A 7,099-nucleotide genomic window follows, 5' to 3' on the forward strand; every position below is an offset into this window, starting at 1 on the left:
CTTCTAACCCCATCAGGTGGCGGCCTTGCGTCGACCCCGTACAGAAGCGAGACCCCGGCGAGTGGACAACGCAAAAAGGGATTGACTGATCGAGGCCCGTTACAGAAGCGAAGCGTACCCCACCATTGTCTCCGCGGTTAGAAGGTCGGTGGGTTACGGCTTCGCCTAACCCACCCGCAGCGTACGGCAGCTCGCTTATTTCTTCACCAGCGGACACTCGCTGGCCTCGAGCGGCTTGGCGGCGTCGTCCGGAGAGATGGTGGCGATCAGCTTGTAATAGTCCCAGGGATATTTGGACTCTTCCGGCTTCTTCACCTCGAACAGATAGGCCGGGATGATACGGCGGCCGTCGATCCGCAACGGACCCTTGCCGAACAGCGGATCGTCGGTCGGGATGTCCTTCATCTCGGCGACGACCTTGGCGCCGTCATGCGGATTGCCGCCCATCGCGTCCAGCGCCTTCAAATAATGCAGCACGCCGGCATAGACGCCGGCCACCGTCATCGATGGCATCGAGCCCTTCGGCGAGACCTTCTGGAAGCGCTTCGACCAGGCCCGGGTCTGGTCGTTCATGTCCCAATAGAACGACTCGGTGAAGGTGAGGCCCTGGGCGATCTTCAGGCCGAGTGCGTGCACGTCGTTGACGAACAGCAACAGCGCCGCGAGCTTCTGCCCGCCCGCGGTGATGCCGAATTCGGACGCCTGCTTGATCGCGTTGGTGGTGTCGCCGCCGGCATTGGCGAGGCCGATGATCTTGGCCTTGGAGGCCTGCGCCTGCAGCAGGAACGAGGAGAAGTCGGCGGTGTTGAGCGGGTGCTTGACGCCGCCGAGCACCTTGCCGCCGTTCGCGGTGACGACCGCCGCGGTGTCGCGCTCCAGCGCATGGCCGAAGGCGTAGTCGGCGGTGAGGAAGAACCAGCTGTCGCCACCGGCCTTGGTCAGCGCCTTGCCGGTGCCGTTGGCCAGCATGTAGGTGTCGAACGTGTAGGAGATCGTGTTGGCGTTGCAGGCCTTGCCGGTGAGGTCGGCGGTCGCAGCACCGGAGTTGAGCACGATCGAGTTCTTCTCCTTGGCGAGGTTGCTCACCGCCAACGCGACGCCGGAGTTCGGCGTGTCGGTGATGATGTCGACCTTCTCGTTGTCGATCCAGTTGCGCGCGATGTTGACGCCGACGTCGGGCTTGTTCTGATGATCGCCGCTGACCACCTCGATCTTCCAGCCCTTGGCGCGAAGCCCGGAGTCTTCAACCGCCATGTTGGCCGCGGCCACCGAGTTCGGGCCGCCGATGTCGGCATAGAGGCCCGACATGTCGTTCAGCACACCGATCTTGACGTTCTTGTCCTGGGCAAAGGCAGGCGTTGCGAAGCCGAGTGCAGCGCAAGCGAGTAGCACGGCGTGGCGCCGCGCGAGCGTCGTCGTCATCAGACATTCCCTCCACTGTGATTTATCCGGGCGGCCCTCTTGTGGAGCCTTGTGCCGGTCGTTCGAGTTCCCGCTTACCCTTTCCGGGTGGAAGCGGCAATCCGCATAAAGCCGGATGAACTGCGTCCAAGCGTCATCCCGCCGTCATCCTTACTTCAGCGCGTCCGAGGTCAGCTTGAACTTCTGGATCCGCTTGCCGTCGACCTCGCCGGTATAGACGTTGCCCTTCTGGTCGACCGCCATGACGTGGAGCAGGGCGAACTGTCCGGCATTGCGGCCGCTGTGGCCGAAGCTGCCGACGACAGAGCCGTCGTCGCGCTTGATGACGCGGACCTCGTTGTTGGCGCCGTCGGCGTTGAGCAGATAGGTCTGCTTCGGATCGGGCCACAGCGCGAGATCGAACACCGCGCCGTCACCGCGGGTGTTCTTCTCGTAGAACCATTCCCGCACGAAAGTGCCGTTCTTCTGGAACACCTGGATGCGGTCCTGGCTGCGATCGCAGACATAGACCAGCCCGTCATTGGCGATCTTGATGCAATGCACGGGATTGCCGAACTGCTCCTGCACCGCAGCGCTTGGATCGTAGGGCGGCTGCTTGTCGTCGGTCGGCAGCTTGCCATAACCGCCCCAGTGCCGCTTGTAGGCCAGCGTGGTGGCGTCGAACACGATGACGCGGCGGTTGCCGTAACCGTCGGCGACGTAAAGCTCGTTGGCCGCCTTGTCGATCGCGATTCCCGCGGGCCGGCCGAGCTGGGTGAGGTCGTTGCTGTTGGTGCGGGCTGCGATCTTGCCGATCTGGCCGAGATATTTGCCGTCGAGCGAGAACTTCAGGATTTCGCTGTCGTCATCGGCATTGCCGCCGATCCAGACGAAGCCGCGTTCGTCGACCTCGATGCCGTGCTCGCGGCCGACCCATTGATAGCCGTCGCCGGGACCGCCCCAGGATCGCAGCAGATTGCCGTCGACGTCGAACTCCAGCACCGGCGGCGCGGCCACGCAGCACTTTGCCCGCGGCGGAGTGAGGCTCGCTGCCTTCTCACCATCGGTCAGCGAGCGCGGCCGGTGGACCACCCAGATGTGCCCCTGCCAGTCGACGGTGATGCCGCCGATCTGGCCGAGGATCCAGTTGTTGGGAAGCTGTTTCGGCCAGGAGGCATCGACCGCGAATGTCGGGACGTCGCCGGCCTTGGTGGGCGCGGGCGGAATGAGAAGCGCTGACAATGCGATGCAGGCGGAGAGAAACAATCCGGACAGAATGGAGCGCGCCCGATTGAACGTCGGCGTCATGATGCCTCCCGAGAGTTTTCTTGGCGGCCGGGCCGCTGGGGAGGGCAGTCAATCGTGGGGCGGGGGTCGAGTCAATTGCTCTCTCGGTATCGCTGGGATCGGGGACCGCGTTGCAGGATCAGGGTGGTTGCAGTAATGAGCTGCCATCTCCGGTAGCGAGGGCGGCCGCATGCGTCGATGGTTGAGCGGGATAGCTGCCTGTTTGCTGTATCTCGGAGCGCCCGCCTCAGCCGCTCAGATCAGTTGCGGCCCGTCACCCAGCGTCAAGTGCCTGGCGGCCACTGTGTTCTCATTGGGAAAGCAACTTCCCGCGAACGATACCTTCTACCGCCCACACGTCGCGTTCGCCGAGCGCGAATTGGCGCCTAACGATCTCAAGACCGCGCTTGAGTATATAATTTCGGACAATCCTGATCCGTCGCCTTGGGAAAGTATCGATTGGATTGCGCAGGCAGGTCGCTTCGGTGACGCACTTGCGCTCGCGAGGCAGCGAAAATCGACGGTCGAGCGCCTCGGCGGCCTGCTTTCGGTGGCCTCTCACCTGCTGGAGGCGCACGATGCAGCGCAAGCGCGGGAGATCGTCGCGGGCGTTGAGCGTGAATTGCCGTCACTTGCCGGTGACAGTGATGAGTACGCTGGAATCATTCCTGTCGTGGCTGGAGAGCTGTGGGCCGGTCTAGGACGGACTGATCGGACGCTTCGCGTTATCGGCGGCCGTGGTGCGGGAACGGTCGATCAGTTGCTGATGATCGCTAATAAATATCCGGCCGCGGCAGGATTGCGTGAGCAGGCGTGGCGTGAGGCCGAACGCATCGGCGAGCCGTTCCCGCTTCGGCAGCTGCTGCAAGACGCGATCGATCGTGGCGATCCGGCGGACATTGCTCACGCGGCTCAGCGCGCCGGTAAGGTCGTTGATCGCATGACAGACCACGATAATGCGTCGGCGGTGATTGCGCTCGCGCGCGCATTGCTGACCGCTGGCGCGCCGAATCCGGCGGCCAGGCTAATCAAGCCATGGCGCCAATGGGTCGACGGCAAGGACGCCGCGGCCCAGTTCAACGCCGTCAACATGCTGGTGCCGGTCCTGGTGCGGCTTGGGCGCGACGATGAGGTTCGCCAGGCGACTGAGGCCGTCAACGATATTCGTGAGCGCGCCCGGGTGCTGACCACGGCCTCCGCGGAGTATTTCAAGATCGGGCGTCCCGAGATCGGTCAGAAGCTTGACGCGGATGCGCTGACCTTGGCGGAGGCGGTTCCGGGCGAACAGCAGAAGTTGCGCTCGAGCCGGGACAGCGCGCTGCACAATCTCGCGCTTGCCCGCGCCGATCATGGCGACATCCAGGGTGCGCTCGCCGTTGTCGATCAATTGAGCAACGGCGCCAAGGTTCGTGACCTGACGCATTGGCTGGTCCAGCGCGCAATTGGCGGCCATGGTGCAGTCATGGCACCCGCGATCGAGCGGCTTGAACAACTTGCCGTGGCGGCCCATGATCCGGATTTGCTGCGGGAAGCCGCCGAGGCCTGGTACGCCGTTGGCAATGAACGCAAGGCGCGGGAAGACCTGGCGCAGGTCGTGAAAATGCGCGAGGGGGCCCAGGGGCAACGAAGCGGCGGTCAATCCGGCCGTATCGCCGAGCTTGTGTGGCATCTCGACGGAATGAGCAAGGCAGAGACCATGGTCGGCATCGTCGACAAGCTCGGCGTGACCGACCCGGGCGCAATCGATCGGTTGGTCGAGGTCATCCGGCCACTGTCATCAGCGGTTGCCGTGCAACTCGCTGCCCGGCAGACCGACGTGACGCGTCAAATTGACGAGCTGGCCAAAATCGCGATCGCGATGGCGCAGAAACCGAAATAGTCGCCGCGACAGTGCGCGTGACCGATCACGCCGGCGGCTGGAAGGTCCGCAGCGTGCGCGCCTTGTAGTCGTAGAGCTTGCCGGTTTCGGTCCACTCCGGCGAACACATCGGCACGATGAATTCGGCGGCCATGTCCGGCGTATCCAGCGTCATCGGATCTTCGCCTGGAAACACTTGCGCGCGCATCCGGGTGCGGATCGGGCCGGGGCTGAACAGGTTGACGCGCAGCGCGGTGTTGGCGGTCTCGTTGGCCCAGGAGCGCACCAGTGCGTCGAGCGCGGCCTTCGAGGCGGCGTAGGGGCCGAGATAGGCGCTGGCCTTGTGCGCCACGCCCGACGTCACGAACACGGCGCGGCCGGCGTCGGACTGGCGCAGCAGCGGGTCCATGCAGCGGATCAGCTGGAAATTGGCGGTGACGTTGATCGCGAACACGTCGTTCCACGGCTTCAATTCGATGTGACCGAGCGGCGACGAGGGGCCGGCGGTGCCGGCATTGCCCACGAGGATGTCGAGCTTGCCGTGGCGCTCATGCAACGCGAGCCCGAGCCGCGCGATGCCGTCGTAATCGGTGAGCGAGAGCGGCACCAGCGTGGCGCTGCCGCCGGCCTTCCTGATCTCGTCGTCGAGCTCTTCCAGCCCGCCTTGCGTGCGGGCCACCGCGACGACATGCGCGCCGGCTTTGGCCAGCGCGACCGATGTCGCATAGCCGATCCCGCGCGAGGCGCCGGTCACGAGGGCAATCCGGGAGGCGAGGGGCTTTGTCATGGAAGGGACTCTAACAAATCGTCGTCCCTGCGAAAGCAGGGACCCATACGCCGTGACGGCGATAATGGAAGAAAGTGTTCGTGTCTAATGCTGCTCCAGCCACATAGGCCGGTGGTTATGGGTCCCTGCTCCGTGCGCAACCGCGCACTCGGCAGGGACGACAGCGAGGATGTGGCTAGCTGGCTTCCGCCAGCAGCGAGAGCTGGCGCGGCGAGGGCTCGGTTTCGCTCTGGTCGGTGAGATGGGTCGGATAGGCGCCGGTGAAGCAGTGGTCGGCGAACCTCGGATTTGCCGGGTCGCGGTCCTCATAGCCCATCGCGCGGTACATGCCGTCGATCGACAGGAAGGCGAGCGAGTCGGCGCCGATGATGTCGCGCATCTCCTCGAGCGAATGGGTCGCGGCGAGCAGCCCGCCGCGATCGGGAAGGTCGATGCCGTAATAGTCGGGATAGAGGATCGGCGGCGAGGCAAGCCGGAAGTGCACCTCGCGGGCGCCGGCGTCGCGCATCATGCGCACGATCTTCTTCGAGGTGGTGCCGCGCACCAGCGAGTCGTCGATCAGGATGATCCGCTTGCCCTCGATCGCAGCGCGGTTGGCCGAATGCTTCATGCGCACGCCGAGCTCGCGCACGGTCTGGGTCGGCTGGATGAAGGTGCGGCCGACATAGTGGTTGCGGATGATGCCGAGCTCGAACGGCACGCCGGAATACTGGCTGTAGCCGACCGCCGCGGGCACGCCGGAATCCGGCACCGGCACCACGACGTCGACCTCGGGATGGCTCTCGCGCGCGAGCTGGGCGCCGAACGCCTTGCGCACGTCGTACACCGAGCGGCCGCCGACGATCGAATCCGGCCGCGCGAAATAGATGTATTCGAAGATGCACGGCCGGGCCGGCTTCGGCGGGAACGGCTTGTGGCTGTGCGCGCCCTTCTCGTCGAACACGATGATCTCGCCGGGCTCGATGTCGCGGACATATTTCGCGCCGATCATGTCGAGCGCGCAGGTCTCCGAGGTCAGGATCGGACGGCCGTCGAGATCGCCGAGCACCAGCGGGCGGATGCCGAGCGGGTCGCGCGCGCCGACCAGCTTCTTGTTGGTCAGCGCGACCAGAGCGTAGGCGCCCTCGATGGTGCGCAGCGCCTCGATGAAACGGTCGATGAAGCGGGTGCGCTTCGACTGTGCGACGAGATGCAGGATCACCTCGGTGTCGGTGGTCGACTGCATCATGGCGCCGCCCTTGACCAGCTCGCGGCGCAAGGTCAGGCCGTTGGTCAGGTTGCCGTTGTGGCCAACCGCAAAGCCGCCGGCGCTGAGCTCGGCGAACAGCGGCTGCACGTTGCGCAGGATGGTGCCGCCGGTCGTGGAATAGCGGACGTGGCCGACCGCGGCATTGCCGGGCAGGCGATCGATCACCTCACGGCGGGAGAAGGCGTCGCCGACCAGGCCGAGGCGGCGTTCACTGTGGAAGCGGCCGCCGTCGAAGGAGACGATGCCGGCGGCTTCCTGGCCGCGGTGTTGCAGGGCGTGCAGCCCGAGCGCTGTGATCGCAGCGGCCTCCGGGTGGCCGAAGACGCCGAACACGCCGCATTCCTCGCGGAGCGTGTCGCCGTCGAGATCGGGGTGGTATCTGAGGTCGTCGTCCCGGAGATGGTCTTGTCGAGGATGTTCCTGCAATTCGATCGGGCCGAGGTCGAGATTCAGTTGGTCGGCGTGATCGGAAGGGGTTTGCATCTCGTTCATCGCCTCTCGTGAGGGGCCCAAACCA

5 protein-coding genes are annotated in these 7,099 nt (G+C 65.0%); 1 reads left to right on the forward strand and 4 read right to left on the reverse strand.

Annotation, left to right across the window (positions count from 1 at the left end; genetic code table 11):
* Positions 1-195 precede the first annotated feature (195 nt).
* Positions 196-1,422 (reverse strand): ABC transporter substrate-binding protein, encoded by a 1,227-nt coding sequence (locus tag FNJ47_RS43720; RefSeq protein WP_163162680.1) that lies wholly within the window; start codon positions 1,420-1,422, stop codon positions 196-198.
* Between the two features lie 150 nt (positions 1,423-1,572).
* The gene (locus tag FNJ47_RS43725) at positions 1,573-2,709 is read right to left on the reverse strand and encodes an NHL repeat-containing protein (protein WP_163162682.1); all 1,137 of its coding nucleotides are present in this window, start codon (positions 2,707-2,709) and stop codon (positions 1,573-1,575) included.
* A gap of 202 nt (positions 2,710-2,911) precedes the next feature.
* Between FNJ47_RS43725 and FNJ47_RS43730 the strand changes: the two genes are divergently transcribed.
* Entirely contained in the window at positions 2,912-4,567 is a 1,656-nt protein-coding gene (locus tag FNJ47_RS43730; protein WP_163162684.1) for a hypothetical protein, read from the forward strand.
* A 25-nt stretch (positions 4,568-4,592) separates the two neighbouring features.
* Here FNJ47_RS43730 and FNJ47_RS43735 read toward each other — a convergent pair whose 3' ends face one another.
* Together FNJ47_RS43735 and purF are read right to left on the reverse strand one after the other, a co-directional pair.
* The gene (locus FNJ47_RS43735; protein WP_163162686.1) at positions 4,593-5,333 is read right to left on the reverse strand and encodes an SDR family NAD(P)-dependent oxidoreductase; all 741 of its coding nucleotides are present in this window, start codon (positions 5,331-5,333) and stop codon (positions 4,593-4,595) included.
* A 175-nt stretch (positions 5,334-5,508) separates the two neighbouring features.
* Positions 5,509-7,074, reverse strand: coding sequence for an amidophosphoribosyltransferase (gene purF, locus FNJ47_RS43740; RefSeq protein WP_163162688.1), 1,566 nt, complete (start codon positions 7,072-7,074; stop codon positions 5,509-5,511).
* Between the last annotated feature and the right edge of the window lie 25 nt (positions 7,075-7,099).

This window comes from Bradyrhizobium uaiense (genome assembly GCF_010811875.1).
Classification (GTDB): domain Bacteria; phylum Pseudomonadota; class Alphaproteobacteria; order Rhizobiales; family Xanthobacteraceae; genus Bradyrhizobium; species Bradyrhizobium uaiense.

What these genes read in the sequence shown, in the direction of transcription:
- purF (WP_163162688.1), bottom strand. Translation starts at nt 7,074, where the DNA reads ATGAACGAGATGCAAACCCCTTCCGATCACGCCGACCAACTGAATCTC.
- FNJ47_RS43725 (WP_163162682.1), bottom strand. Translation starts at nt 2,709, where the DNA reads ATGACGCCGACGTTCAATCGGGCGCGCTCCATTCTGTCCGGATTGTTT.
- FNJ47_RS43735 (WP_163162686.1), bottom strand. Translation starts at nt 5,333, where the DNA reads ATGACAAAGCCCCTCGCCTCCCGGATTGCCCTCGTGACCGGCGCCTCG.
- FNJ47_RS43720 (WP_163162680.1), bottom strand. Translation starts at nt 1,422, where the DNA reads ATGACGACGACGCTCGCGCGGCGCCACGCCGTGCTACTCGCTTGCGCT.